Origin of the sequence: Enterobacter sp. SGAir0187, from assembly GCF_002952735.2 — a bacterium.
Classification (GTDB): Bacteria; Pseudomonadota; Gammaproteobacteria; order Enterobacterales; family Enterobacteriaceae; genus Enterobacter; species Enterobacter quasiroggenkampii.
Map to the genome: position 1 here is coordinate 178,815 of NZ_CP025034.2, position 26,019 is coordinate 204,833.

Here is a 26,019-nt window from a genome sequence, read left to right on the forward strand (position 1 = left end):
TGTCATGAAAAAATTCCTTATTACGCTTCTGCTCCTGCTGGCCCCGCTTCAGGTATTCGCCGCGCAGCCACTGACGCCGGACCAGGAGCAGCGCGCGCAGAAGATGATCGCTGATTTCCTGTTTAACGATCCAAACTCCCCGCGCATCGGCGCGAAAAACCCAAAGCTCACCCTGGTGGTCTTTACCGACTACAACTGCCCGTACTGTAAAAAATTCGATCCGTACCTGGATAAGATTGTCGAAAAACACCCGGACTTGGCGGTGGTCTTTAAGTTTTTACCTTTCCGCTCGGAAAGTTCGCTGACCGCCGCGCGAGACGCGTTAACCGTCTGGCGTGCGCATCCTGAGCAGTTTATGAAGCTGAACCACACCCTGATGGCGAAAAAGGGGTACCACGATGACGCCAGCATTCAGGAGGCGCAAAAACGGGCGGGCGTGAGCGTGACGACGCCGGACGAGGAGAGTTTTCTGACGATCAGGCGCAGCCTCATTGTGGCGGAAAAAATGGGGATCCAGGGCACGCCCGCCACGCTTATCGGCGAGGGGCTGCTTCCCGGCTGGGTACCGTTCGAACAATTCGACGAAATGGTCAGTGAAGCACTGAAAAACCGCTAACCTGAAGGGGGCGAAATGCCCCCGACAAACCGGAGAGGGAAATGAAAAAATTACTGTTACTTTCGGCGCTGGCGACGTCAGGGCTGGTACAGGCGGCTGAAGCCATACCAGATGTGGTGAAGCACTTCAGCGAGCAGCAGAACATCAAAATCATCAAGAAGCTGGATGCGCCGGGCGGGGCGCCAGCCTGGCTGGGGCAGTATCAGGATATGGGCGTCACGCTCTTTTTAACCCCGGACGGCAAACACGTCATTTCGGGCTATCTGTACGATGACAAAGGAAAAAACCTCAGCGAAGGTTATTTCCAGAAAGAGATCTACGCCCCAATGGGACGTGAAATGTGGAAGACCCTCACTGCGGCGCATCCCCTGAAAGAAGGGGCGGATAACGCCCCGCGTAAGGTTTTTGTCTTTGCCGATCCGTTCTGTCCGTACTGCAAGCAGTTCTGGGCCGAAGCGCAGCCGTGGGTCAAGGCCGGTAAGGTTCAGCTCAATACGCTGCTGGTGGCGTTTCTCAACCCCAACAGCGGACGTAACGCCGCCGCGATCCTGAATGCGAAAGATCCGGTTTCGGCCTGGCGCGAATATGAGCTCTCCGGCGGCAAAAAACTGCCCAAACCTGAAGGCGAGGCTTCCCGCGAAACGGTAGCGATACTGCAGAAACATCAGGCGCTGATGGACAGCCTGGGCGCTAACGCCACGCCGGCTATTTATTATCTGAATGCGGAAAACGAGCTGCAGCAGGTGGTGGGGATGCCGGATGCGCAGCAGCTCGAGGCGATGTTTGGGCCGAAGCCGTAAAAAAAACAGGCAGAAACGGGCGTTTCTGCCTGATCATTACTTAGCTACCCCAGCGTCCACGGAGGTAGTTTACCGCCTGCTGGGTCTGCGGCTGGTTCAGGTAATCTTCCCGGAACAGGATGGTGCCGTTGACGTTGGGCAGTGAATCGTTGAGATCGAGCTGCTTTTTCAACTCCGGCACGCCGCCCTGAACCGTCCAGTCCGGCTCGTTTCTTGACGGTTCGCCCACCTTATAGAACGCAATGCCGATATACAGGCGCGTGTGGGTCGGCTTCACAACGTCGGCCCACCATCTGGTCAGCACGTCGTAGCGGGCGGCATCCCGTGAGAAGGGCCAGTAAATCTGCGGCGCGATGTAGTCCAGCAGGCCCTGCTGCACCCACTGACGCGTATCGGCGAAGGATTCATCATAGGCCGCGGCGCCCCGTGTGTCGGAGCCTGCCGGGTCAAAGGAGCGGTTACGCCATACCCCCGCCGGGCTGACGCCAAACTCAACGTCGGGCTTTGTCTGCTTGATCGCGCGGGAGACCTGGACAATCAGCTGCTGCGTGTTGTGCCTTCGCCAGTCGGCTTTTGAGGCAAATCCCTGGCCGTACTGCCGCCAGGTCTGCGAATCATTCAGCGAGGAGCCCGGCGTTTCGGTATAGAAGTAATCGTCAAACTGCACGCCGTCTACCGGGTAGTTCGCCACCACTTCGGTCACCACTTTGGTTATCCAGTCCCGCACCTCGGGAATGCCCGGATCAAGCACAAAGCGGTCGCCTGAGATGCGCACCCACTCCGGATGCTGAACATAGACGCTGGACGGGGTCTGATAGGCGGTTCGGTTTAGCGCGGCGATGGTGGACGGTTTGGTGTTGGTCGACACGCGATAGGGGTTGAACCAGGCATGGACCTTCATGCCGCGCTTGTGCGCTTCATCGAGCATAAACTGCAGCGGATCGTACCCCGGATACTCACCGATGTTGCCCGTCAGCATATCCGACCACGGGAGAATCTTCGATGACCAGAGAGCCGTGCTGTCCGGCTTCACCTGGAAAAAGACCGTGTTGATGCCGAGTTGCTTAAGGTTGTCGAGCTTTGCGATCAGAGCCTGCTTTTGCATCGCGATGCGCTGGTCCGCGCTGCGGCCATTCACCGACGCGACTGGCGGCCAGTCGAGACGCGAGACGGTCGCCAGCCAGATGCCGCGCATCGGCTGGTTTGCCTGCGGCGTCGGTTTGCTGACGGTGGGGAGAGGGGTAACCAGCGATTTCGGTGGTTTTGAGGAGCAGCTCACAAGTAAAAGCGCGCAGGCAGCCAGCGCACCGATCCGTTTTACGTGTCGCGTCATTTGCGTATTAGCTCTTGATAATCCGACTGTTGGCCCAGGGATTAAAGGCGGGCGCCGCCTGCGCTGTATTTCCCTCATCGTTGAGAGAGTCCAGATACAGGGCTTCCACTTCCGCGCGCGCCCATGGGGTGCGGCGCAGAAATTTCAGGCTCGATTTAACGCTGGGGTCTTTTCTGAAACAGTTAATTTTGATGCGGTCGCCCAACTCGCTCCAGCCATATTTCGCCACCAGGGCGTTGACCATCATCTCCAGCGTTACGCCATGCAAAGGATCTTTGGAAATATGTGCAGTCATAGGCGTCCGGATGTCTCGATTTTTAGGGGATTGGGGTAAACGCTGAAAGGGTACAAGAAAGCAGGGGAAGCGGCAATAACATCGAGATCCCCCTTTTTTAGGCATTAGCTCCTTCTAACTGTCTGTATAATCAACAGACTAACCATAAAAAACGGGTATACCGATGACGCATAATCAGGTGCTGGGAATCGATCTCGGCACAACAAACAGCGCGGTCAGTGTTTGGCTTGAGGGGCGGCCAGTACTGGTTACGAATAAATTTGGTGAGGTTCTGACTCCTTCCGTCGTGGGTCTTGACGATGACGGTAATATTCTGACAGGCCGTTCCGCCCGGGATCGTTTACAAACTCACCCCCATCTCACGCAGGCGAGCTTTAAACGTTTTATGGGGACAGACGTCCAGCTTCCGCTTGGACAGCGGCAATTTCGTGCGGAGGAGTTATCCGCTCTGCTGCTTCGCCAGCTCAAAGAAGATGCTGAAGTCTGGCTTGGTCAGGCCGTCTCCGAAGCAATCATTACCGTTCCGGCTTACTTTAATGATGTACAACGCCGGGCAGTAAAAAATGCTGCGAGCCTGGCAGGACTGAATGCAATCCGCCTGTTAAACGAACCTACAGCTGCGTCGCTTGCGTTTGGATTACTGGAAAACCGCGAACAAAAATACCTTACGTTCGATCTTGGCGGCGGGACATTTGATGTTTCCATTATTGATATGTTTGAGAGCGTGGTGGAAGTTCGTGCCAGCAGCGGTGATGTAAGGTTAGGTGGAGATGATTTCTCTGAGGCCATTCTGCACTGGATGTTGCAACAACATCCTGCTCTTAACGCTGCCCCCGATACGGTGAGAGCCGAGCTGCTGGCAAAAGCTGAAAGCATGAAACTGACGTTTAGCCAGTATGCAGAGGCACAGGCAACGCTATTCTGGAATGATACGGAGTGGCGTTGGTTAATGAATGAAGAGCAATTTGCTCAGTGCTGCAAACCGATTTTAAACCGGCTTCAGGTGCCTGTTCAGCAGGCTCTCCATGATGCGCGGTTCTCGGTACACGATCTGGACCACATCCTGCTGGTGGGAGGGGCTACCCGTATGCCACTCGTACGCCAGACGGTCGCACGTCTTTTCGGCCGCTTCCCACGTTACGACCTTCATCCAGATGAAGCCGTAGCGCTTGGCGCGGGCGTTCAGGCGGGAATGGTCATGTCTGATGTCGCCGTGGAGGATATTATTCTCACGGACGTGATGCCTTTTTCTCTGGGGGTTGAAGTTGCCCGACGGAGTTTAGACCGTCTTGAGACGGGCTTTTTCCTGCCACTCATCGAACGTAATACCTTTCTACCCGTGAGTAAAATGGAGACTGTCAATACCGTTGAAGATAATCAACGCACTGTCTTACTGAAGATTTACCAGGGGGAGGCGCGCAAAGTTCGCGACAATATTTTTCTGGGTGAAATGAGTATTGATGTTCCTCCTGCACCGGCGGGAGAGGTCTCTCTGGATGTCCGCTTTACCTATACCCTCGATGGTTTGCTGGAAGTTGAGTGCCAGTGCCAGGGAAACCCTGCCATCTCAAGGCTGATTATTGAGAAAGTGCCAGGGCAGATGAGCGATGAACACATTGCCGATAGCCTGCAAAAGCTCGCTGCACTCAAAATCCATCCTCGCGATCGTAAGGAGAACGTCGCGCTGTTGGCTCGCAGTTCACGTCTGTATGAACGGCTTCTTGGGGACGAGCGTGTCTGCATTGACCGGCTTACAACAGAATTTGAGTGGGCGCTTGAGAGTCAGGAGCCGCAGCGGATTGAACGTTGCGCACGTGAGGTTGAACTTTTCCTCAATCACTACGAAGAGGTCAGGTAGATGAGTATCTGGCAAATTCTTGATATTGCCCCTACAGAGGATGAATCGGAAATTCGGCGAGCCTATGCCCGCCAGTTAAAAAAGAATCGCCCTGATACCGACCCCACGGGTTACCAACGGCTGCGGGAAGCATTTGATGATGCAAAACGGTTAGCACAGCAAGGCAAAGAGAAGGGGCCGCAACCTGTTTTTGTCGATGAACCGGCAGCCATGGTTGTTCGTCTGGAAGAAACTGACGAACGCGTGGCCGTTGTCTTACCAGAGCGTGAAGCGTTATACACGGAACAGGAAATATCGGCTCTGGCTTATAAGCTCGTCAACGAAGAGATAACAGGTATTGCTTCTCTCAAGCGTCTCTCCGCTCGCATTAACGGGCGAGGAAGCCTTGAACAACAACGAATTTTCAGTCAACGTCTTGCCGCTGCACTGGCTGAGCAGGATGGATTAACTGAAGCGCAACTTGATATCGTGGCGGAAACGCTGGACTGGCGGATAAATGATTACGACTTTAGCCATGTCATCCCGCTTTACGTTCAGCACGCCATCAATCATCAGATACGCCAGACTGAAATCCTCCGTGCCTGGCAGAAAATGGAGGCGGAAGGGAAGCATGGATCATGGCGGGAGAGGGTGGCTATTAAGCTGCTCAGAAGTGAACGTCAAAACGTCCCCTGTTGGATACGATTAGTGCCGGGTCTTATTGAGATAATGGCAGCACGATATCAATACTTACTGCACTTTTTCCCCGAAACGCTCGCCAGGTTGAATCCCGCCATTCAGCCGTTTCTGCAGAAACCCCGTTTAGGCATTACCTCGGCGGGTCTTTTCTTATTCGCATTCTGGGGCTTTCTTTTCAGCGCTATTTTACCCTCCACAGGGGGCATTAACCTGGTCAGCACCATTACGATAGCCACCCTTTTTTTCTACCTTTACTTCAGCGATATGGTGCTGATAGGTGTTCATTCCAGGCCCAGATTGCTCAGTGCTTTTTTGGGCATTGAGTTCCTGTTTTCACTCATCATTATTCAGTGGTTCTTTGGCGGACTCTATTTTGCTGCGCTTTCGGCCATTACTGCACCCGGTCTGGGGCCACCACTTCTGGTGACGGCGATCTTTTTGCTGCTGTCAGCGATAGCCGTATGGGCAGTATGGCCAGGCCAGAAGGTACCGGCGATACGTTTGCCGGGGATCATTATGAGCAGGCTCTTTGCCAGTCCATGGCGGATCCTGGAGGTGATGAATTTCGCATGGTATGGCTTACTCTGGCTTTTCATTCATTACTTTATTTGCGCTGCGGTTATGGCGGCGCTGATTAAGCAGTTTAGTGAGAGATGAACCGGGTATGACGCTCTCACAATAAAGGTCACCCGGACTTAAGCCGGGTGACCTTTTTATGTTTGTCTGAAGCTTATTTTTTATCAGCAAACAGTTCCGGCGCCCATGGACGCGGATCCACCTCCATAAACGGCGCGCGCTCGAAGCGGTCCTTCAGCGCCCACGGCACCGTGCAGTCGAAGATCGTCTTGCAGGAAATGCCGTTGCCGCGAATCGAGGTGCTGTAATCCGGCGACTGGGACGGATCCAGCTGGTGGCCGCGGATCCCCGGAATATTGGTGATACTGACATCGCCCTGCATGCGCGTCGTCATCGCCCACAGGATGTCGTCGCTGTCGAAAATATCCACGTCTTCGTCGACCAGAATAATGTTCTTCAGCTCCGAATAGGTGGCTAAGGCGATGAGTGCCGCCTGGCCCTGGCGTCCTTCGTCTGACGGCTGGCGTTTTTTCACCTGCAATATTCCGAGGAACTTACCGCCGCCCGCGGTATGGGCATAGACGTTTTGCAGGAATCCGGGAATTGCCTCTTCAACGGCATTACGGATGCTGGCCTCGGTCGGCAATCCGGCCAGCGTGGTATGTTCTTCCCCCGGTCCCACCAGCGTCTGCAGGATGGCGTGGTTTCGCATGGTCACGGCTTTCACTTTGATCACCGGCAGGGAGGGATTCGCCTCGCCGCAGTAACCCGGGAACTCCGGCATCGCGTGGCCGGTGTTGGTGTGCTGATCCTCTCTCACGCGCACGCCCGGAAGCAGTTCACCTTCGATGATGATCTCCGCCCGCGCGATGGCTTTCTCTTTGATCGCCACGCCCTGCACCAGCTCGACCGGCTGTTGGCGCAGCGCCCCGGCGACGCCCAACTCGTTATAGCCAAACGGCGTGGTAGGGGCCTCAAAGCATGCGCCGATATAGATGGCGGGATCGAGACCCATGTTGATCGTCACCGGCAGCGGTTTTCCGGCCTCTTCCGCCTTTTTGCGGAACACTTCGATATGGCGCCCGGCGGCAAGGAACATGGAAAGCTCGTCGCGCTCCTGAACGCAGAGGCGGTGGATGGTGACATCCGTCAGCGAGCTGTCTTCCGGATCGCTTGCCAGCACCAGCCCCAGACAGAAGAACGGACCCGCATCAATCGGCGTGTTGGTTGGGGCCGGAAGCAGCTTGCGAAGGTCGAAGTCAGGGTCGTCAGCGTAGAAGACCTGCTCCTGACAGGGGGCCTGCGAGGCCGGAACAACAACCGGCGCAACCGGCTTTTTCACTGCCTGGCCGACGTGCTTTGCCAGTTCAGAGGGCTCGCAGCCCAGAAGCAGCGCCGCGCGCTCGCGGCTGGCGTGCATGCCCACCAAGATGCGGGAGTGCGGATAGCCCTTAATGCTGTTGAACATCATGGCCGGGCCCGTACGGGTTGGACGTTTGACCGTGCCACCCGCGCCGATATGGCGATAGACGCCCGCCAGCTCCGCATTGGGATCGACCGGATGATCGGTTTCAATGTATTGCCCTTCGTGGCGCTGCAGTAAGGCGATGGCGCTGCGGAGATCGTTAATCTTGTGTTCCATATTTTCCTCCCTCGGTTGAATACCTCCATTTTTATGGCAATGACCAATAGCATCAATTGCATCATTACTGTTAAATTGATAAGTAAATTTATATCAATATAAGGAAGCGTCTCGTGCAGTTTCGTCAGATGCGCCACTTCATCGTCGTGGCCGAAGAGCTCCATATGCACCGGGCCGCCGAGCGTCTGAACATGGCGCAACCGGCGCTGAGCCAGCAGATAAAGGCGCTGGAAGAACGTTTAGGCGTCACGCTTTTCAGCCGGGCGAACCGCCGCTTAACCCTGACGCCCGCGGGCGAAGCGTTCCTGCTAAAAGCCAGGCTTGCCATCTCGTTAACCGAACAGGCGGTGCTGGACGCCAGACAAACGGCAAGGGGCGAGCAGGGCGTGTTAAACCTCGGGTGCGTGTCGAGCGCGATGTTCGACGGCAGGCTGCCCGCCGCGCTTCGCCAGATGCATAGCCGCTGGCCGGCCATTACCATGTCGCTGATGACGGGAAACGTGCAGACGCTCTACGCCGCCGTGCAGAGCAACCAGCTGGATGTGGCCATCATCCGCGCGCCGCTGCCGTCGCTGCCGGACGATCTGCAAAGCCGGCCGTTCGCCTCGGAGAAAACAGTGCTGGCGCTGTATCGTCAGCATCCGCTGGCCGGGTCCGCCGCGCTGACGCTTTCGTCGGTGAAAGACGAAAAATGGATCTCCCTGCGCGACCCGGAGGGAATGGGGCTGGAACAGTATTTCTATGACGCCTGCAGCGGGGCGGGCTTTCAGCCGGACGTGGTGCAAAACGCGACCGACGTGCCCACGGTGATAAGCCTGGTATCGGCAGGGTTTGGTCTGGCGCTGCTGCCCGCGTCGGCAAAGGCGGTGAGCGTCGAGAACGTCGTCTACGTGGACATCCTCGACCGGCTGCGGGAGAGCGAACTCACCCTGGTTTGCCACCGGATTATACGCTCAGAAGTGCTTAAAAAGTTTCTGGTTACCCTCGATCACACCTGACGTCCGGCGGCCCGCAGGAGCTCCTCGCGCAGCCAGGCGAGGGTTCCTGTCCTGAAGCAGGGCGTCCAGCGTCAGGAGCAGGTCTATGTCCATGTCAGATAGCCGCGTCATCGCTCTATTTCGCGCCGCTGGCGTCACGGTTGGTATAGGTGACAGGAACCCAGGCGTAGCCGCCTTTCTCGCCTTTCGTCACATAGCCGATGCCCGGGAAAGGCAGGTGCGGGGCGGCCACCAGGTCCTTGTTTTTCACAAAGTCAGCGAACGCATGCTCGCGTACGCTTGCCGCTTTGTTCTGATCTTCATCGTAAGTGATGGTCACCGCAGGCTGCGGGAACTGCACCGCCGCGGCATGAATGATGTCGCCGACAAAGGTGATCTTCTCGCCTTTGCTTGTCAGGGTGTAGAAGGCTGAACCCGGCGTATGGCCGGGATGAACCGTGCCGGTAAGCCCCGGAAGAATCTCCGATGTGCCGCTAAACGGCACCACTTTCCCCGCGTCAAGATAGGGCTTTAAGGTCTTCTGCGCGACGTCAAAGTAGTTCTTGCCGTAGCCGGTTTTCTTCTGATTGTCGTCGTTAAAGAAAAAGTCGATATCCGGTTTGCCAACGTAAACGCGCGCGTTGCTGAACACCACCTTGCCATCCTTCACCAGACCACCGGCATGATCGGAGTGGGCGTGAGTCAGCAGAACTTCAGTGATGTCCTCGGGTTTTATCTCCTGCGTGGCGAGGCTCTCAATCAGACGGCCGCCGGTATCAGGGCCAAAGAGCTGACCCGATCCGGTATCCACCAGGATTTTATGTCCGGGCATCGCAATCAGGAACGCGTTGATGGAGACTTCAGGCGGGTTGGTCTGGAAATTTTTCGCGAGCAGCGCATCAATGTTTTGCGGCGTTGTCCTGCGCAGCAGCTTGTGCAGATCCTGCGCGACGGTCCCGTCGGTAAACGAGGTGACCAGAACGTCGCCAACCTGAACGCTGTACCCGCCCGCCGATTGTTTAACGACGTGCTGAGGCGTCTCGGCCGAGGCCTGCAGCGCAGGATAGAAAAGCAGTGAACTGGAAATCAGCGTGGAAAGAGCAAGTTTTTTCACGGTAAGCATACGAGTCTCCTTTGAAAGTGCTCATCTTACTGCTCCGTAAAATTATAAGAACCTGCCCAGAAATGATAGGACCTATAAACGGGATGGATAGCCAACCGAAGGGCCGGGAAGACGGGCAATGCCTTTTCCGGCCCGTAAGACCTTATTTTTTCAGCGGTGCGTTCCAGCTATCGAGCGTGGCTTTGGACCAGGCGCCATAAGCGGCATTAGGCAGCACAATCCAGTCGTTGCCGAAGTGTTCGGCGCTGGCTTCAACCAGCTCACGCTGCTGCTCGCTCGGCTTTTTGTTTTTAAACTGCACGGCGAAGTCCGGCAGGCTGTCGCCGAACAGCATCACGATCTGCTGCTTTTTGAGGATGCTCTGGCGGCGCTCTTCCTTGCTGACCGTATCCAGCAGCACGCTTTCGTCAGACACCTGCGGCAGGCCGAGAGCGTTTAACGTTTTCAGCGTGTCGGCTTTATTTTCCTGCATACGATCCGAGACATAGTAGATCCGGACCTTGCTCTGATTCACGTGGTCAAGAAACGCTTTCGCACCCGGGATTAAGCCGGGTTTTCCCTGCTTCTCCCAGTCGCTCCAGGTGTCCCATTGTGTATAGTCGTGACACTGCTCCGCGTCGCGCACCAGCAGAGGGGTGTTATCCAACACCGTTTCGTCGAGGTCCATCACCACGGCGTAGTTTTCGGGCGTTTTCAGATCTTTTAACTTCTCGTTGAAACGCTCGGTGGCAAACCGATAGGTTTGCAGCTGAAGGGCCATAATCTCTGCCGATTTCTGCTGATAGCGCAGCGCCATTTCGTACGCTTTCGGTTCACACAGGTCGCGCCCGGCAGCCGTCGCGGTTGCCGCTGCACTCATAACAGGTAATGCCAGCAGTAATGCCTTAGTCATTGAATTCACGCTTTTTTCCTCAACACCCTGGTTAAAATCCCGAAAGCGTAATGAAATTCAGTGACAGAAATATGACCGCGATGTGGCATTGTGTTTCCGCTAGACCAGCATGTAATACCAGAACAGGGCGACCTCGTCTTTTTCCGGCAAGGCGTTGTAAAGATAACGGTCGTACCCGCCCAGGGTAAATCCGTAGTGACGGTAAAACAGACAGGCGGAGACGTTTACATTTTGTGTTTCAAGCCGTAATCCCGGCGCATTTACGCTGCGGGCCCAGACGTGGGCGGCGGCCATCAATTTTTGCGCGGCGCCGGTTCTGCGTCTGGTGCGATCAACGGCAATATAATCCACTGAAATAAACTTATTCCAGCCGATTGACGCGGTAATAAATCCGGCTAATTCACCATCATCCGTTTCCGCCACAAGAAATATGGCATCCTGATTAACGCAATGGTTTTCAAGCGTTTGAATGTCAAGTTCGTAGGTTTTTATCCACGGCTCGGCGACGGCTTCAATATGCAAATCACAATGGATAAAGGGCTCTCGCGCAATGTGGCTAATGGTGAAAGAAAAGTCACAACATTCAAGACGGACGAGGTCCGTATTTAATCCTTTTCGAATCTGCATAGTATTCCCGATAGTGAGTTATTTCATAAAGAATAGACGAAGCGGTTAAATCCGCTGAGCTCACGCACTTTTAATCCTGAACTAAGCTTGTACTTCGTTCCGCGTAAAATGTGGGTCATTCGAGGACAATGAATGGAATTCAGGACATTTCAAAAGCAGTGGGGTGCTGAGTTTATTTCCGATGACGTTGTACGTTTTCGCGTCTGGGCAGAAGGACAGAAAGAACTTACGCTACGTCTTGCCGCCACCGATGTGCCGATGACGGCAACCGGCGGCGGCTGGTTCCAGGCAGACGTCCCCGGCGTCACGCACGGTGCAGAATATCAGTTTGTTCTTCAGGACGGCATGGCGGTGCCCGATCCCGCCTCGCGGGCGCAAAAGGGCGACGTTAACGGACCCTCGGTGGTGATCGATCCCCGACGTTACCAGCCGGTCAACCGGGACTGGGCAGGGCGGCCGTGGGAAGAGACGATCATTTACGAACTGCACATCGGCACGTTTACCCCGGAGGGCACCTTCCGGGCGGCCATTGACAAGCTGCCGTATCTGGCAGAACTCGGGATTACTCAGCTTGAAGTGATGCCCGTCTCTCAGTTTGGCGGTTCCCGCGGCTGGGGGTACGACGGCGTGCTGCTGTATGCCCCTCACTCTGCCTACGGTAAGCCGGAGGATTTCCACGCGTTTATCGATGCCGCGCACGGGCTGGGGCTTTCCGTGGTGCTGGATATCGTGCTCAACCACTTCGGCCCGGAGGGGAACTATCTGCCTTTGCTGTCGCCCGCGTTTTTCGATGCACAGCGGATGACGCCGTGGGGCAACGGCATCGCCTACGAGCGCGAGCCGGTGAGACAGTACATGACCGACGCGCCGCTCTTCTGGCTGACGGAATACCGGCTGGACGGCCTGCGGTTTGATGCCATCGACCAGATTAAAGACGGCTCGGACACGCATATTCTCGAGGAGATTGCCGCAAAAATTCGCGAGGCCATTCCGCACCGTCACGTTCACCTGACCACGGAAGACAGCCGCAACGTGATTTTCCTGCATCCGCGCGATGAACAGGGCAACGCGCCGTTGTTTACCGGCGAGTGGAACGATGACTTCCACAACGCCGCCCACGTATTTGCCACCGGTGAGACGCACGCCTACTACCAGGATTTTGCCTTTGAGCCGGAGAAAAAGTTCGCCCGGGCGCTGGCGGAAGGGTTTGTCTACCAGGGCGAGGTGTCTCTGCAAACCGGCGAATCCCGCGGGGTGGAGTGTCGCACGCAGCCGCCGCAGTTCTTCGTCGATTTTATTCAAAACCACGATCAGACCGGCAATCGCGCCCAGGGCGAGCGGCTTATCTCCCTCGCGGGTGCCGACAAGACGCGGGTACTGCTTGCCGCGCTGCTGCTCTCCCCGCATATCCCGCTGCTGTTTATGGGCGAGGAGTTTGGGGAAACGCATCCGTTCCTGTTCTTCACCGACTTTCACGGCGAACTGGCAAAGGCGGTGCGGGAAGGGCGCGCGAAAGAGTTTACTGGCCATGCCGGGCACGATGAAACCGTCCCGGACCCGAACGACGTTAACACCTTTGTTCGCTCAAAGCTCGACTGGCATAAGATTGCTACCGACGAAGGGAAAACGTGGCTGCGCTTCACCCGCCACCTGCTGACGTTGCGCCATCGTTATATCGTTCCGCTTCTGCATCGGGGCGGCATCGTTGAGGGCAAGGTGATCGAGACCGCGCCCGGCATGGTGGCGGTGAGCTGGCGCTTCCCGTCCGGAACGCTCTCTCTGGCGCTCAATATCGGCTCTAAGCCTGTCGATGTGCCCGCGCTCGCAGGGGAGACGCGCTTCGCCTGGCCGGAGGTAAACGACGTTTTGCCGCCGAACAGTATTGTCGTTCGCTTTGCTGATGGAGACGCATCGTTATGATCCCTTCCGCCACGTACCGAATTCAGTTCCGTAACGGCATGACCTTCGACCGCGTTGTGGCGCTGGTGCCGTATCTTAAGGATCTCGGCATCAGCCACCTTTACGCGTCGCCCGTGTTCACTGCCACGACGGGGTCTACTCACGGCTATGACGTGACCAACCCGAATGAAATTGACCCTGCCATCGGCGGGCGAGACGGATTTGACCGCATGACCGCCGCGCTTAAGCAGGCCGGTATGGGGTTGATTCTGGACATTGTCCCCAACCACATGTCCACCTCGCTGGAAAACCTCTGGTGGCGCGACGTGATTGAATATGGCCAGCAGAGCCGCTATTTCCGCTACTTCGATATCGACGGGTCGCGACCGCTAACGCTGCCGTTTCTTGGCGACACCTTTGAGGCGGAGCTGGAGAAGGGCGCCATTACGCTAAAACGTGACCCTGTCACGAAAAAAGCCGCGCTGGTCTACTACGACGCCGAGTATCCCCTCAACCCCGGCACGTACAGCGAGGAGAAGAGCATTGCCGAGCTGCACAACGCGCAAAGCTGGCGGCTGATGTCCTGGCGGGAGGCGCCGAAGCAGCTCTCGTGGCGGCGCTTCTTTGAGATCACCGGGCTGGTCGGCGTTCGGGTTGAAGATGATGCAGTCTTCGACGACACGCACCGGCTGATCCTTGAGCTGGTCCACGCGGGCGTGGTGGATGGTCTGCGCATTGACCATGTCGACGGCCTGGCGGATCCGCTGGGCTATCTGCAGCGCCTGCGGCAGGCCACCGGGCCCGACTGCTACATTACGGTCGAAAAGATCCTCGCCAAAGGGGAACAGCTCCCCGCTGACTGGCCGGTATCCGGTACCACCGGCTACGAGTTTATCGCCTCGCTGGCGGAGGTGCTGGTCGACGACGATAGTCTGTCGCGTCTGGAGACCATCCACGACGAGACGCTGGGCATCACGGTCGATCGTCACGCGGAACTGCGCGATGCCAAAGGCCTGATGGCCGATCGTAATTTTGAGGGTGAATTCATCACGCTGCTAAACCTTGCTGAGGATCTGGCCCGCCGCAATGAGGTTGCGCTGCCGCGCGAGAAAATCCGCCACGCGCTGCGCGAACTGCTTATTGCGTTTCCGGTCTACCGCACCTATGGCACCCGGGAAGGATTAACCCCGCCGGACGTGGCGCTGCTCAACCGCGTGGTTGCCAGCGTGGAGACGTCGGAAGCGGCGCTCAGCCTGATCGTGCGCATTCTTACCGGCGACCTGCCGGAAGCGTGCCGCGAGAGCGCCGCGCTGTTCAGGACCCGCTTCCAGCAGCTCACCGGGCCGCTGATGGCGAAATCCGTTGAAGACACGCTCTTCTTCCGCCACAACCTCGAGCTTGCGCTCAATGAAGTCGGTGCCGACCCGACGCCGCGCGCGTTTTCCTTATCCCGCTTTCACCAGGAGATGCGTATTCGCCTGGCCCGCCAGCCCGACGCGCTGCTGGGCACCTCCACGCACGATACCAAGCGCGGGGAAGATGCCCGGGCGCGTCTCTACACCCTGACGGAGGCGCCGGAACGGTGGGGTGAAAACCTGGCCCGCTGGCGGCAGATGAACCAGACCCAGGTGCGTTTTCTCAATGACGGTACCGCGCCGAACGCCGCCGATACGTGGATGATCTACCAGGCGCTCGCGGGCGTCTGGCCCGCCACGCTGTCACCGGACGACGCCGACGGGCTGGCATCACTGGAAGAACGTTTTCTCGGTTTCCTCGAAAAAGCGCTGCGCGAGGCGAAACAGCGCACCGACTGGATCGACAGCAACGAGAGCTATGAGAGCGTGGTGTTGAGCTACGCGCGGCACCTGCTTTCACCGGACAACACCCTGTTCCTGCACGATTTCAGCGAGGCGATGCAGCCCTTTATCCGCGCCGGGCTGATGAACAGCCTCAGCCAGACGGTGATCAAGCTGACGGCGCCCGGCGTCCCGGATATCTATCAGGGCAGCGAGGCGCTTAACTTCAGCCTGGTCGACCCGGATAACCGACGCGAGCCGGACTTTCCGGCCCTGGTGCAGAGCCTCAGCGCGGCGGATGCCAGGGTGTTTGACAACCCGGCATGCTGGCGGGACGGCAGGGTGAAGCAGTTTGTTACCGCCACGCTGCTGCGGCTTCGACCGCACTACGACGCGCTTTTCCGCTACGGCGACTGGCTACCGCTTAAGGTCAGCGGCGAGCGCGAGGAGAACCTGATTGTCTATGCGCGCGTTAAGGACGACGAGGCGCTGATTGTCGCCGTGCCGCGTCTGGTTTTTGACGTCACCGATAATAATCAGCTGTGGGTCAATACCACGGTCGCGTTACCCGACGAACTGGCCGGGAAGCGCTATCGGGATCTGTTCAGCGGCGAAAGCCGCATGCTGCAAGAAACGCTGGCGTTAACGCCAGAAAAGGGATGTGTACTGGTTCTGCTTACCTGCGAATAATCGTGGAGAACGAAAAATGGCAAAGGATACAACGTTTGAAATTCGGGCCGGTCATGGCCAGCAGTTGGGGGCGAATTATGACGGGAAGGGCGTTAACTTCGCGCTGTTCTCCGCTCACGCTGAACGGGTGGAGCTCTGTCTGTTTGACCCGTCCGGGAAAACGGAAATCGCCCGGCTGGAGCTGCCGGAGTATACCCATGAGGTCTGGCACGGCTATGTGCCTGACCTGAAGCCGGGGGCGCTGTATGGCTATCGCGTCTACGGCCCCTACGACCCGGAAAACGGTCATCGCTTTAACCCGCATAAGCTGCTTATCGACCCCTACGCCCGCGAACTGGTGGGTGACATCGACTGGAACGACGCCCATTTCGGCTATGAGCTGGGGCATGACGAGATTGATTTGAGCTTTGACACGCGGGACAGCGCGCCGTTCACGCCGAAAGGCAGGGTCATCGACCCGAACGCCTTTGACTGGCAGGACAACAACCGGCCGAACGTGCCCTGGCCGCATACCGTTGTCTATGAGAGTCACGTGAAAGGGTTTACCCAGATGAACCCGGCCATACCGCCGGGGCTGCGCGGCACGTTTGAAGGCATGGGGCATAAAGCCTCGGTCGACTATATCAAAAGCCTGGGCATTACCTCGGTGGAGCTGCTGCCAGTTCACTGGTTCCCGGATGACCAGCACCTGCTCGACCACGGCCTGAAGAACTTCTGGGGCTATAACACGCTGGGCTTCTTTGCTCCGGCGTCGCGCTACTACGGCCCGGCGGGAATCCAGGGCTTTCGCGATATGGTGCGCGCCTATCATGACGCGGGCATCGAGGTCATTCTTGACGTGGTGTACAACCACACGGCGGAAGGGAACGAGCTTGGTCCGACGCTCTCGTTTAAGGGAATTGATAACTACAGCTATTACCGCACGCTCCCGGACCAGCACCGGTACTACATCAACGACACCGGGACGGGAAACACGGTCAACACCTCGCATCCGCGCGTGCTGCAGATGGTGATGGATTCCCTGCGCTACTGGGCGGAATCGATGCACATTGACGGTTTTCGTTTCGACCTCGGGACGATCCTGGGCCGCGAGCCCGAAGGGTTTGACCCGCGCGGCGGTTTTTTTGACGCCATGACTCAGGATCCGGTCTTATCCCGACTGAAGCTGATTGGTGAACCCTGGGATATCGGTCCCGGAGGCTATCAGGTGGGCGGTTTCCCGCCTGGCTGGGGGGAGTGGAACGACAAATACCGCGACACCGTTCGCGAGTACTGGAAGGGGGACAACGTCTCCACGGACTTTGCCGCGCGTCTGCTCGGTTCCGGCGATCTGTACGATCTGCGCGGACGCCGGCCTTGGGCCAGCGTCAATTTCATCACCGCCCATGACGGCTTTACGCTGAATGACCTGGTGTCGTACAACGATAAGCACAACGCCGACAACGGTGAGGACAATAACGACGGGCATAACGATAACCGCTCGTACAACTACGGCGAGGAAGGGCCAACCGAGAACCCGGAAATTATTGCTACCCGCGAACGGCAGAAACGTAATTTCCTGACCACGCTGCTGTTCTCCCACGGCACGCCGATGCTGCTGGCGGGGGACGAGTTTGGCCGTACGCAGAAGGGCAACAACAACGGCTACTGCCAGGACAGCGAGATCTCGTGGATCGACTGGAAGGGGCTGTCCGAAAATGACGCCGCGCTGCGCGAGTTTACCCGACGGTTGATTACCCTTCGCGCGCAACAGCCGCTGCTGCGCCGTGAAAGCTGGCGCGACGGGCTGGAGATCCGCTGGTTCAATGCCGGAGGCGGTCCACAGCAGGCCGAGCAGTGGGATGAAGGCTCGACGCTTGGGGTCTCCATCAGCAGGCCGGATCTGCGGCAGGAGGACGGTATCTGGCACGACGTGCTGATGCTGTTCAACCCGTTTGAAGGCACCGTACCGTTCCAGATCCCGCAGTTTGGCGAAGGAGGATGGGTGCTGGAGCTGTCTACGGCGGATGACGCCGCCACCGGGACAGCGATCACCGAAACCGTTGAGTACGCACTGGCCGGGCGCAGCATTACGCTGTTCCGACGACCTTAGTTACAGTGACGCCGCCGCCCGGGCGGCGGTGTCATACAGGGATGAGATCGTGCGTAACAGCTGCGCGGTCTCGCCAATCGACTTCCCGGCAATGCCGCTTTCCGCGTGGATCGCAATCAGACACGCTTCCCGCACGTCCCGGTATTTCATGCACAGCGCTTTCCCTTCCTCCGTGGTGGAGAAAAAGAGCTCTTTACCCGCTTTCTCGCTCGTCACGTAGCCTGCTTTGACCAGCTTTTTCAGGGCATAGGTCACCACGTGGGTATCTTCCACGTTGAGGACAAAGCAGATATCGGCCAGCTTTTTCTTGCGGTCGCGGTGGTTCACGTGATGCAGCAGCGAAACGTCAAAGGCGCCCATATCGGGCTCGCCGGCAGCCGTCATGCAGCGCACCATCCATTTGTTGAAAGCGTTGCTGGTCATGATCAGCGCATATTCCAGCTCTGATAACTCCGCGCAGCGCTCGGATACCAGATGGCGGGAAGAGACGATCCGTCCATCGTTGATATCGTCGCGATCGGGTGAAGCACTCTTTTCTGAGGTCATAACGTTCCTTAGCCAGAAATGTAAACTCATCGATAAAATAAGAACATTTTATTGATAATTTGTTTACATGTTTTTGAGGTTCAGATATAGCTTTTTAGCGCAGGTTTTGCGAAGCCTGCCAACAAAACACAACATCGCTCGCCGCAAATTAAAAAAATAGCCGTCGGCGCGCAACGCTCACTTTCGATAGGGTAAACGTTATGGACGGTACTACGCTGTTGCCGCTGATCGGGATACCGATCGTGGTTATTGGTTTTGCACTGCGCTTCAACCCGCTGCTGGTGGTCGTGGTGGCGGGGCTGGCGACGGGTCTGCTGGTCGGCATGGATTTCGGCATGCTGCTGGAGACCTTCGGCGAGAAGTTCGTCAATAGCCGATCGCTGGCCACCTTCATCCTGATCCTGCCGGTGATTGGTCTGCTGGAATATTACGGGCTTAAAGAGCGCGCCCAGGCCTGGGTGGCGAAGATCGCCAGCGCCACCTCAGCGCGTATTCTGATGCTCTATTTTGTCGCCCGTGAAGGTACCGCCGCGCTGGGCCTGATGTCGCTGGGCGGTCACGCGCAGACGGTGCGCCCGCTACTGGCGCCGATGGCCGAAGGGGCAGCGCTGAACGAATATGGCGAGCTGCCGCAGCACATTCGCGACAAAATCAAAGCCCATGCCGCCGCGTGTGACAACATCGCGGTTTTCTTTGGGGAAGATATTTTTATTGCCTTTGGGGCGGTGCTGCTGATCGACGCGTTCCTGAAAGAGAATGGTATTCAGGGCATTGAACCGCTGCATATCGGCCTGTGGGCCATTCCAACCGCCATTGCGGCATTGATTATTCATATGACGCGCCTGCTGCGCCTCGATGCGAGCATCCGTCGCGACGTGATGGCCTGGCGTGCAGAGCAGGGTACGCAGGAGGCCGCGCAATGATGACGCTTATCACCATTAACCGCGTGTATTACCTGATTGGCTTTGTCGTAATGCTGTTGGTTGTCATGACCCTGCGCGATCGCGCCAATCCGAAGCGCGTTACCACCGCGCTGTTCTGGTTCTTGTTTGGCGGGATCTTCCTGTTTGGCGATCTGATGGTTCAGGAACTCGGCAAATCGCTGGCGTACCGGATTATCGGCGGCGGCGTTATCGCCATCGCGCTGCTGGCGGGGTTTGGCCTCGTCGGGAAAGGGCACTATAAAATGTCCACCGAGGAGGAGCGCGTCGCGTCGTCAAACCGGCTTAAAAACTGGCTGTTCCTGCCCGCGCTGATGATCCCGGTGGTGACGGTGCTGGGCACGTTATTCCTGAAGGGCGTTTCGGTCGGCGGCGTGTTTCTGCTCGATCAGAAGCAGCTCACCCTGGCGGCGCTGTGCGTGGCCTGCGTCGCGGCGATCCTCACCGGCTGGTGGCTGACCAAAGGCACGCCGCTGCATGCCGTTCGTCAGTCCCGTCGTCTTGTCGATACCATCGGCTGGGCGGTGATCCTGCCGCAGATGCTGGCCATGCTCGGCGGCGTGTTCGTGGTGGCCAACACGGGCGACTCGGTACAGAAGGTGGTGAGCCTGTTTGTGAACCCGGATAGCCGCTTTATGCTGGTGGTGATTTACTGCGTGGGTATGGCGCTGTTTACCATGATTATGGGTAATGCCTTTGCGGCCTTCCCGGTGTTAAGTGCCGGTATCGCCTTGCCGTTTCTGATTAACGTGCATCACGGCAACCCTGCGCCGCTGCTGGCGATTGGCATGTATGCAGGCTACTGCGGCACGCTGATGACGCCGATGGCCGCGAACTTCAATATCGTTCCCGCCGCGCTGCTGGAGCTGAAAGACAAATATCAGGTGATCAAGATCCAGATCCCGACCGCGTTAACCCTGCTGGTGGTGAACGTGTTCTTAATGTATTTCCTCGTGTTTCGCTAAGGAGCTGTCATGGAATTAACGCAACATCAGGCCGACGCGTTTGCCCGCATGCCTTTGACCTATTTGCGCCAGGAATACCCGAACCACATCATGCACCTGCTTAATGATGATGGTGACGTTCTGCCGCCGCGCGAGCTGCATCCCATTTTCTACGGCTGTTTTGACTGGCACTCGGCGGTACACGGTTACTGGCTGCTGCTGCGCTGCGTGCGCCTCTATCCAGAATTACCGTGTCGGGACGCGATCGTCGCGCTTTTTGACGAGCACATGACCGAAGAGAACGTGGCGAAAGAGCTGGCCTATTTCACCGCGCCGTTCCGCGCCTCGTTTGAGCGACCGTATGGCTACGGCTGGCTGCTGGCGCTGGCCCAGGAGCTGAAGCAGTCGTCGCTGCCGCAGGCCGCGGGCTGGTACCAGACGCTGGCGCCGCTCACCCAGGATATTCGCAACCGGCTGGTGGATTACCTCAGCAAGCTCACCTATCCGATCCGCGTCGGGACGCACTACAACACGGCGTTTGCCCTCGCGCTGGGGCTCGATTACGGTCGCGCAGTGGGAGACAAGGCGCTTGAACAGGCGATTCTGGCGGCAGCGGAGCGGTTTTATCTCGCCGACACGCGCTATCCGGCTCATTATGAGCCCGGCGGAGACGAGTATATTTCTGGCGCGCTGACGGAAGCGCTGCTGATGAGCAAGGTGTTAAAAGACTTCCCGGCCTGGTTTGACGCGTTTCTGCCGGATTTCGGCTCCGTTGCGGCACTGATGCACCCGGCGGAAGTGAGCGATCGTACCGACCCGAAAATCGCCCATCTCGACGGATTAAACCTCAGCCGCGCGTGGTGTATGAAGCACATTGCGAAAGCGCTTCCTGCCAGCCACCCGGCGCAACCGGCATTGCGCGAGGCGGTGACGAAACATCTTGCCGCAAGTGTCGGGCATGTGGTCGGCAGCCACTATAGCGGCGGGCACTGGCTGGCGAGCTTTGCGCTACTGGCGCTGGAGTAAACAAACGCGCCGTCTTTCTTGCCGGGTGGCGCTGCGCTTACCCGGCCTACGCTTCCTTGTAGGCCCGTGCAAGCGTAGCGCCGCCGGGCTAATCAGGCTGATGCCCGAACTGCAGGGCGCAGCCGACTCACGCTAAACAACACCGATCCCGTCGAGGCTATCACGCCTATCCATAGCGCCAGATGCACGGCCCGGTCATGGTCTGATTCGGTCGTCGCCAGCAGCACGCCCACTACGGCGGCGCCGAGACACTGGCCGAATGTCCTCACAATCGACAACACGCCGGAAGCATAGCTGGCATATTCCCGCGCGACGTTAGCGAGCATTTCCCGGTTATTGGGGCTCTGGAAGCAGCCAAATCCAATACCGCATACCAGGCTGCGCAGGCAGATATTCCACACGGAAGGATTCTCCGGCAACGTGGCCAGCAGGACCAACCCACCGACAAAGACGATAAGCCCGAGGGTCGAGATCAGCGGCGCGGAGATCGTATCCGCCCAGCGACCCGCGTGTGGCGCGATCAGCACGATGCCAATCGGCCACGGGGTAAACAGCAGCGCCGACACCACTGGGCTGTAGCCATACACGCTCTGAAACAGGAACGGCAGCGCGACAAACGTGATCCCCTGGCTCACAAACGAGGCCAGCGAGGTCAGCGCGGCGAGGGTGAAGCGCCCGTTGCTGAACATCACCGCCGGCAGTAAAGGATGTTGCGCGCGCCGGATACGCCAGGTAAAAGCGAAGGCGCTGACCAGCGCGAGAACGCCCCAGCAGACGGCCTGCCGGTTAATGTGTTGCGTCACGTGCTGAAGGCTGTCGGCCATCATGATCGCTGAACCTAACAGCACGGCGGAGAGTACGGCGCCCGGCGCGTCAAAGGGAGTGCGGTCAGCGGCCGATTCCCGCGGCAAGGCCCGCCATGCCAGCAGCAGGGCGATGCTGCCTGGAATAAGGTTAATGGCGAACAGCCATTGCCAGCTCAGGGCGTCCAGTATTGTTCCGCCGAGTACCGGGGCAATCGCCGTGCTGGAGGCGATAAGCAGAGCGTGCAGCCCCAGAATACGGCCCAGCAGTCGGCCCGGAAAAACGGAGCGCAGGATCGCCGGGGCAATGCTCAGGGTCGCCGCGCCGCCGATGCCCTGCAGAATTCGCATCCCGGTTAACATTTCCGGCGTTGTTGCCAGCGCGCAGCCCAGCGAGGTGAGCGTAAAGGTGGCAAGCCCGGCCAGAAAGATTGGGCGATAGCCCACGCGGGCTGCCAGCGCCGCGAAGATGGCCAACGTGATCGCCGCTGACAGCAGATAACCGTTGGCGAACCAGACCGCAACGTTCGCGGGGACCTGCATCGCGCTTGCCATGGAAGGGAGCGCGATGTTGATCATGGTACCGTCAAAAACGCCCATCAGCGTGGTGGTCATAACGGCGGCCATCACCCTGGCGCGTTCATGTCCGGGTAAACCTTCATCGCCGGGCTGGTTTGAAAAGAGCGTCATCGTTGTTACTCCGAATAAGAATCGTGATGACGAAACTATAATCATGCGGTATACAGGGCGGAAGACGCAGCATTTGCACTTAATCATTGCACGTAACGCCATATCTGAGGAGCCATCGTGTCAGATCCTGATTTTAACCTTCTGGTTGCACTCGACGTTTTGCTGGCAGAAGCCAGCGTGGCGGGCGCGGCGCGACGTTTGAACCTGAGCACCTCCGCCATGAGCCGCACCCTGAGCCGGCTGCGGGAGGTGACCGGCGATCCGATCCTGGTGCGTGCCGGTCGTCACATGGTGCTGACGCCCTGGGCCGAAGCTACCCGGGACCGCGCCAGAAGCGCCGTGCACGAGGCGAGGGCGGTGCTGCAGCCCTCCACCGACGCGCTGAAGGTGGAAAATCTTGAGCGGCTGTTCACCATCCGGGCCAACGACGGTTTTGTGGTGGCGTTTGGGCCTCTGCTGATTGCCGCAGTGGCGAGCGTTGCGCCCGGGGTGTGCATCCGCTTCTCACCGAAACCGGAAAAAACGTCGCGCTACTTGCGGGAGGGACTTGTCGATCTGGAGATTGGCGTGCAGGGCAACATGGGGCCTGAAATACGGCTGCAAAGGCTTTTCCAGGATCGGTTTGTTGGCACGGTGCGCAAGGGGCATCCGCTGTCAGAGCAGCCGGAGGTCAGCCTGAGTGACTATGTCGCCTGGGGGCATGTGGTGGCCTCGCCGGACGGATCGCTGCACGGGTTTGTTGATGAGGCGCTGGCGGAGCGCGGGATGAAGCGCAAGGTCGCCAGCGTGGTGCCCGGTTTTCCGACGGCGTTATCCGTGGCGCTGGCCTCCGATCTGATTGCCATGGTGCCGGCGTTATACCTGCTCAATCAGGCGATGACCGAGCGCGTGCACGTTTTTGAACTGCCCTTTAAGACCCGCACTATTACGGTATCCCAGATGTGGCATCCGCGCATGGAACGGGACCCGGCGCATCGCTGGCTCAGGGAAAAGGTCCTTGAAGTGTGCCGCACGGTTTGCTGACGCTCAGAGCACTTTCCCCGGCACGGTGAGGATGAAGCGCGTCGACACCGCATCCGATTCCACGCGGACTTTTCCGTGGTGTGCCGTGACGATGGACTTCACGATGGCAAGCCCAATGCCGCTGCCTTCGCCTTTACGCTGCCTGGACGGATCGACGCGATAAAAACGGTCAAACAGCTTCGGCAAATGCGCCGGCGGGATCGGCGTGCCGGGGTTTTCTGTTACCAGCTCAACGTCGTTATCCTGTTTTCGCAGTGAGACCGTCACCGTTTTGCCCGCTGGCGTATAGCGCAGGGCGTTAGATAACAGATTGTTGATGGCTCTTCTGAACATCTGCGGATCGCCTTCTATCAGGCAGGGCATCCCGTTAAACTTTAGCGCGATGTGGCGTTCTTCCGCCCAGGCTTCGAAGAAATCGAAGACTTTCATGACCTCGGCGCTTAAATCAAACATCAGCCGGTCAGGGATGAGCTGATTGTTATCCGCCTGCGCCAGGAAAAGCATGTCGCTGACCATGCGGGTCATCCGGTTGTACTCTTCCAGGCTGGAGTACAACACATCCTCCAGCTCCTTCGGAGTGCGGTTCTGACTCAGCGCGATTTCCGTTTGCGTCACCAGGTTGGTGATGGGGGTTCTGATTTCGTGCGCGATATCGGCGGAAAAGTTAGCCTGACGGGTAAAGACATCTTCAATCTTTTCGATCATCTGGTTGAAGGAGATGACCAGCTGCTCCAGCTCAACGGGTACGCGGGACGGCTCCAGTCGTGCATCCAGATTTTCAGAGGTGATGTTTTTTATGGCGTTGCTGACGTTACGCAGAGGCAAATGTCCCTGGCGCACCGCGATGCGAATGACAAGGATAATCAGCAGACTGATAACTGCGGCAATCGCCAGGAGATTCTTTTTCAGCGCTTCAAGATAGTGGAGATGAAAATTAATGGAGAGCCCGATCAGCATGACGTAGTCCTGGGTTTTGCCCTGCAGCGTCGCCGTTCCTGAGGAGGCGATAATCCGGTACGTTTCCATTTTCATGTCGGACCCGGCATGCATGGGGTTGGCCGGGTCTTCTACCGTCCAGAGAAACACATCCTGTGCACGACGGTGTTCGCTAAAGTCCGCCGTCTTCATTGCCGGGCGCAATGCCGCCCCTTGCGTCGAGCTGAACAGGGTATTGCCCTGCGGATCCAGAAGCAGGACGGCCACGTTGCGGTAACTGGCGATCGACTCGTTGATCTTACTGATTTTCTTTTGGTCGGGATCTGCCGGTGAGTGCAGAATGCGGTGCATCGCGGTGCTGATCTGCTGAAGGTCGCTGATATCCTGCTCGGCAAAGTGCTTCTCAACGGAGTGCAGCATGAACCAGGTAAAGGCGAAGAAGGCCAGTATGGTGGAGAGGCTGATAAAAAAGGTCAGCCGCAGCGCAAGAGAGAACGGGCGTCGGAGGGGCTTAACGCGCATCCGGTACCTCCAGCATATAGCCCACGCCGCGCACCGTCTGGATCAGCTTCGGTTCAAAGTCATTATCGATCTTTGCGCGCAGCCGCTTTACCGCCACGTCAATCGCGTTCGTGTCGCTGTCAAAGTTCATGTCCCATACCTGGGAGGCAATCAAGGAGCGGGGTAACACTTCCCCCTGATGGCGCATGAAAAACTCCAGCAGGCTGAACTCCTTGCTGGTGAGCATAATCCGACTACCGGCCCGGCTGACTTTTCTCGACACGAGGTCAACCGTCAGGTCTGCTACCTGAAGCTGGCTTTCTGCGATCACCGTATTTCCGCGTCTTAACAGCGTCCTTACCCGGGCAAGCAGCTCGGCAAAGGCGAATGGCTTGATCAGATAATCATCTGCACCCAGCTCAAGCCCTTTTACCCGGTGTTCAATCGTACCGAGAGCCGTCAGAAGCAGTATGGGCATCCCTTTGCCGGCAGAGCGGAGCATGCGGACAATATCCCAGCCATTCACATCGGGCAGCATAATATCCAGAATCAGCAGATCGTATTCAGCGGTCATGGCGAGATGGTAGCCGTTCAGGCCATTATCAGCGTGGTCCACGACAAACCCCGCTTCAGTGAGTCCCTTGCTGAGGTACTCACCGGTTTTCATTTCGTCTTCAACGATCAGTATTTTCATCTTGCTCCCCTGACTGGCTGC

The 26,019-nt window shown here is 57.8% G+C and carries 22 protein-coding genes; 12 read left to right on the forward strand and 10 right to left on the reverse strand.

Annotated features, from left to right (window positions below):
* The first annotated feature begins 4 nt into the window (after positions 1-4).
* Complete coding sequence (locus CWR52_RS00855; RefSeq protein ID WP_104948522.1) at positions 5-616, forward strand: DsbA family protein; 612 nt, start codon at positions 5-7, stop codon at positions 614-616.
* A 41-nt stretch (positions 617-657) separates the two neighbouring features.
* Positions 658-1,416: a thiol:disulfide interchange protein DsbG gene (gene dsbG / locus CWR52_RS00860; protein ID WP_104948523.1), complete on the forward strand. Its 759-nt coding sequence runs from the start codon at positions 658-660 to the stop codon at positions 1,414-1,416.
* 40 nt (positions 1,417-1,456) lie between these two features.
* Here dsbG and CWR52_RS00865 read toward each other — a convergent pair whose 3' ends face one another.
* Complete coding sequence (locus tag CWR52_RS00865; RefSeq protein ID WP_104948524.1) at positions 1,457-2,749, reverse strand: glycoside hydrolase family 10 protein; 1,293 nt, start codon at positions 2,747-2,749, stop codon at positions 1,457-1,459.
* A 7-nt stretch (positions 2,750-2,756) separates the two neighbouring features.
* A complete protein-coding gene (locus tag CWR52_RS00870) occupies positions 2,757-3,044 on the reverse strand; it encodes a VF530 family DNA-binding protein (protein ID WP_045415848.1) in 288 nt (95 codons plus the stop codon).
* A 163-nt stretch (positions 3,045-3,207) separates the two neighbouring features.
* Between CWR52_RS00870 and CWR52_RS00875 the strand changes: the two genes are divergently transcribed.
* Positions 3,208-4,902: an Hsp70 family protein gene (locus CWR52_RS00875; RefSeq protein ID WP_104948525.1), complete on the forward strand. Its 1,695-nt coding sequence runs from the start codon at positions 3,208-3,210 to the stop codon at positions 4,900-4,902.
* Positions 4,903-6,237, forward strand: a complete 1,335-nt coding sequence (locus tag CWR52_RS00880; RefSeq protein WP_104948526.1) for a J domain-containing protein — start codon at positions 4,903-4,905, stop codon at positions 6,235-6,237.
* A 73-nt stretch (positions 6,238-6,310) separates the two neighbouring features.
* Here CWR52_RS00880 and CWR52_RS00885 read toward each other — a convergent pair whose 3' ends face one another.
* Positions 6,311-7,798: a UbiD family decarboxylase gene (locus CWR52_RS00885; RefSeq protein WP_104948527.1), complete on the reverse strand. Its 1,488-nt coding sequence runs from the start codon at positions 7,796-7,798 to the stop codon at positions 6,311-6,313.
* A 113-nt stretch (positions 7,799-7,911) separates the two neighbouring features.
* On the opposite strand from CWR52_RS00885, the gene CWR52_RS00890 reads away from it, so the two are divergent.
* Positions 7,912-8,796 (forward strand): LysR substrate-binding domain-containing protein, encoded by an 885-nt coding sequence (locus CWR52_RS00890; protein WP_104948528.1) that lies wholly within the window; start codon positions 7,912-7,914, stop codon positions 8,794-8,796.
* 115 nt (positions 8,797-8,911) lie between these two features.
* On the opposite strand, the gene CWR52_RS00895 is transcribed toward CWR52_RS00890, so the two are convergent.
* The 3 genes from CWR52_RS00895 to CWR52_RS00905 all read right to left on the reverse strand — a co-directional run bounded on the left by CWR52_RS00895 (position 8,912) and on the right by CWR52_RS00905 (position 11,417).
* Entirely contained in the window at positions 8,912-9,898 is a 987-nt protein-coding gene (locus CWR52_RS00895; protein WP_104948529.1) for an MBL fold metallo-hydrolase, read from the reverse strand.
* Positions 9,899-10,040: 142 nt separating this feature from the next.
* Positions 10,041-10,790, reverse strand: coding sequence for a 5'-nucleotidase, lipoprotein e(P4) family (locus CWR52_RS00900; RefSeq protein WP_414650406.1), 750 nt, complete (start codon positions 10,788-10,790; stop codon positions 10,041-10,043).
* 99 nt (positions 10,791-10,889) lie between these two features.
* On the reverse strand, positions 10,890-11,417 hold the full coding sequence (locus tag CWR52_RS00905; RefSeq protein WP_104948531.1) for a GNAT family N-acetyltransferase: 528 nt from the start codon (positions 11,415-11,417) through the stop codon (positions 10,890-10,892).
* Positions 11,418-11,549: 132 nt separating this feature from the next.
* Between CWR52_RS00905 and treZ the strand changes: the two genes are divergently transcribed.
* The 3 genes from treZ to glgX are packed head-to-tail and all read left to right on the forward strand — an operon-like array spanning position 11,550 to position 17,894.
* On the forward strand, positions 11,550-13,337 hold the full coding sequence (gene treZ, locus CWR52_RS00910; protein ID WP_104948532.1) for a malto-oligosyltrehalose trehalohydrolase: 1,788 nt from the start codon (positions 11,550-11,552) through the stop codon (positions 13,335-13,337).
* Positions 13,334-15,802, forward strand: coding sequence for a malto-oligosyltrehalose synthase (treY, locus tag CWR52_RS00915; protein ID WP_104948533.1), 2,469 nt, complete (start codon positions 13,334-13,336; stop codon positions 15,800-15,802). Before treZ ends, treY begins: the two co-directional genes overlap by 4 nt.
* Positions 15,803-15,818: 16 nt before the next feature.
* Positions 15,819-17,894: a glycogen debranching protein GlgX gene (gene glgX, locus CWR52_RS00920; RefSeq protein WP_104948534.1), complete on the forward strand. Its 2,076-nt coding sequence runs from the start codon at positions 15,819-15,821 to the stop codon at positions 17,892-17,894.
* On the opposite strand, the gene CWR52_RS00925 is transcribed toward glgX, so the two are convergent.
* Positions 17,895-18,440 (reverse strand): winged helix DNA-binding protein, encoded by a 546-nt coding sequence (locus CWR52_RS00925; RefSeq protein ID WP_024908533.1) that lies wholly within the window; start codon positions 18,438-18,440, stop codon positions 17,895-17,897.
* Positions 18,441-18,640: 200 nt separating this feature from the next.
* On the opposite strand from CWR52_RS00925, the gene CWR52_RS00930 reads away from it, so the two are divergent.
* From CWR52_RS00930 to CWR52_RS00940, 3 genes are read left to right on the forward strand one after another with little or no spacing between them, the layout of a single operon-like run.
* Positions 18,641-19,363, forward strand: a complete 723-nt coding sequence (locus CWR52_RS00930) for a DUF969 domain-containing protein (RefSeq protein WP_008501655.1) — start codon at positions 18,641-18,643, stop codon at positions 19,361-19,363.
* Positions 19,360-20,346: a DUF979 domain-containing protein gene (locus CWR52_RS00935; RefSeq protein ID WP_104948535.1), complete on the forward strand. Its 987-nt coding sequence runs from the start codon at positions 19,360-19,362 to the stop codon at positions 20,344-20,346. Before CWR52_RS00930 ends, CWR52_RS00935 begins: the two co-directional genes overlap by 4 nt.
* Before the next feature lie 9 nt (positions 20,347-20,355).
* On the forward strand, positions 20,356-21,351 hold the full coding sequence (locus tag CWR52_RS00940; protein ID WP_104948536.1) for a DUF2891 domain-containing protein: 996 nt from the start codon (positions 20,356-20,358) through the stop codon (positions 21,349-21,351).
* A gap of 92 nt (positions 21,352-21,443) precedes the next feature.
* Here CWR52_RS00940 and CWR52_RS00945 read toward each other — a convergent pair whose 3' ends face one another.
* Positions 21,444-22,844: an MFS transporter gene (locus tag CWR52_RS00945; protein ID WP_104948537.1), complete on the reverse strand. Its 1,401-nt coding sequence runs from the start codon at positions 22,842-22,844 to the stop codon at positions 21,444-21,446.
* A gap of 117 nt (positions 22,845-22,961) precedes the next feature.
* Here CWR52_RS00945 and CWR52_RS00950 point away from each other — a divergent pair, with 117 nt between their 5' ends.
* A complete protein-coding gene (locus CWR52_RS00950) occupies positions 22,962-23,867 on the forward strand; it encodes a LysR family transcriptional regulator (protein ID WP_104948538.1) in 906 nt (301 codons plus the stop codon).
* A 3-nt stretch (positions 23,868-23,870) separates the two neighbouring features.
* Here the strand turns inward: CWR52_RS00950 and CWR52_RS00955 are convergent, their stop codons facing one another.
* Together CWR52_RS00955 and CWR52_RS00960 are read right to left on the reverse strand one after the other, a co-directional pair.
* Positions 23,871-25,325 (reverse strand): Cu(+)/Ag(+) sensor histidine kinase, encoded by a 1,455-nt coding sequence (locus CWR52_RS00955; RefSeq protein WP_104948539.1) that lies wholly within the window; start codon positions 25,323-25,325, stop codon positions 23,871-23,873.
* A complete protein-coding gene (locus CWR52_RS00960; RefSeq protein WP_069719214.1) occupies positions 25,315-25,998 on the reverse strand; it encodes a copper/silver response regulator transcription factor in 684 nt (227 codons plus the stop codon). The genes CWR52_RS00955 and CWR52_RS00960 overlap by 11 nt, the downstream gene beginning before the upstream one ends.
* Between the last annotated feature and the right edge of the window lie 21 nt (positions 25,999-26,019).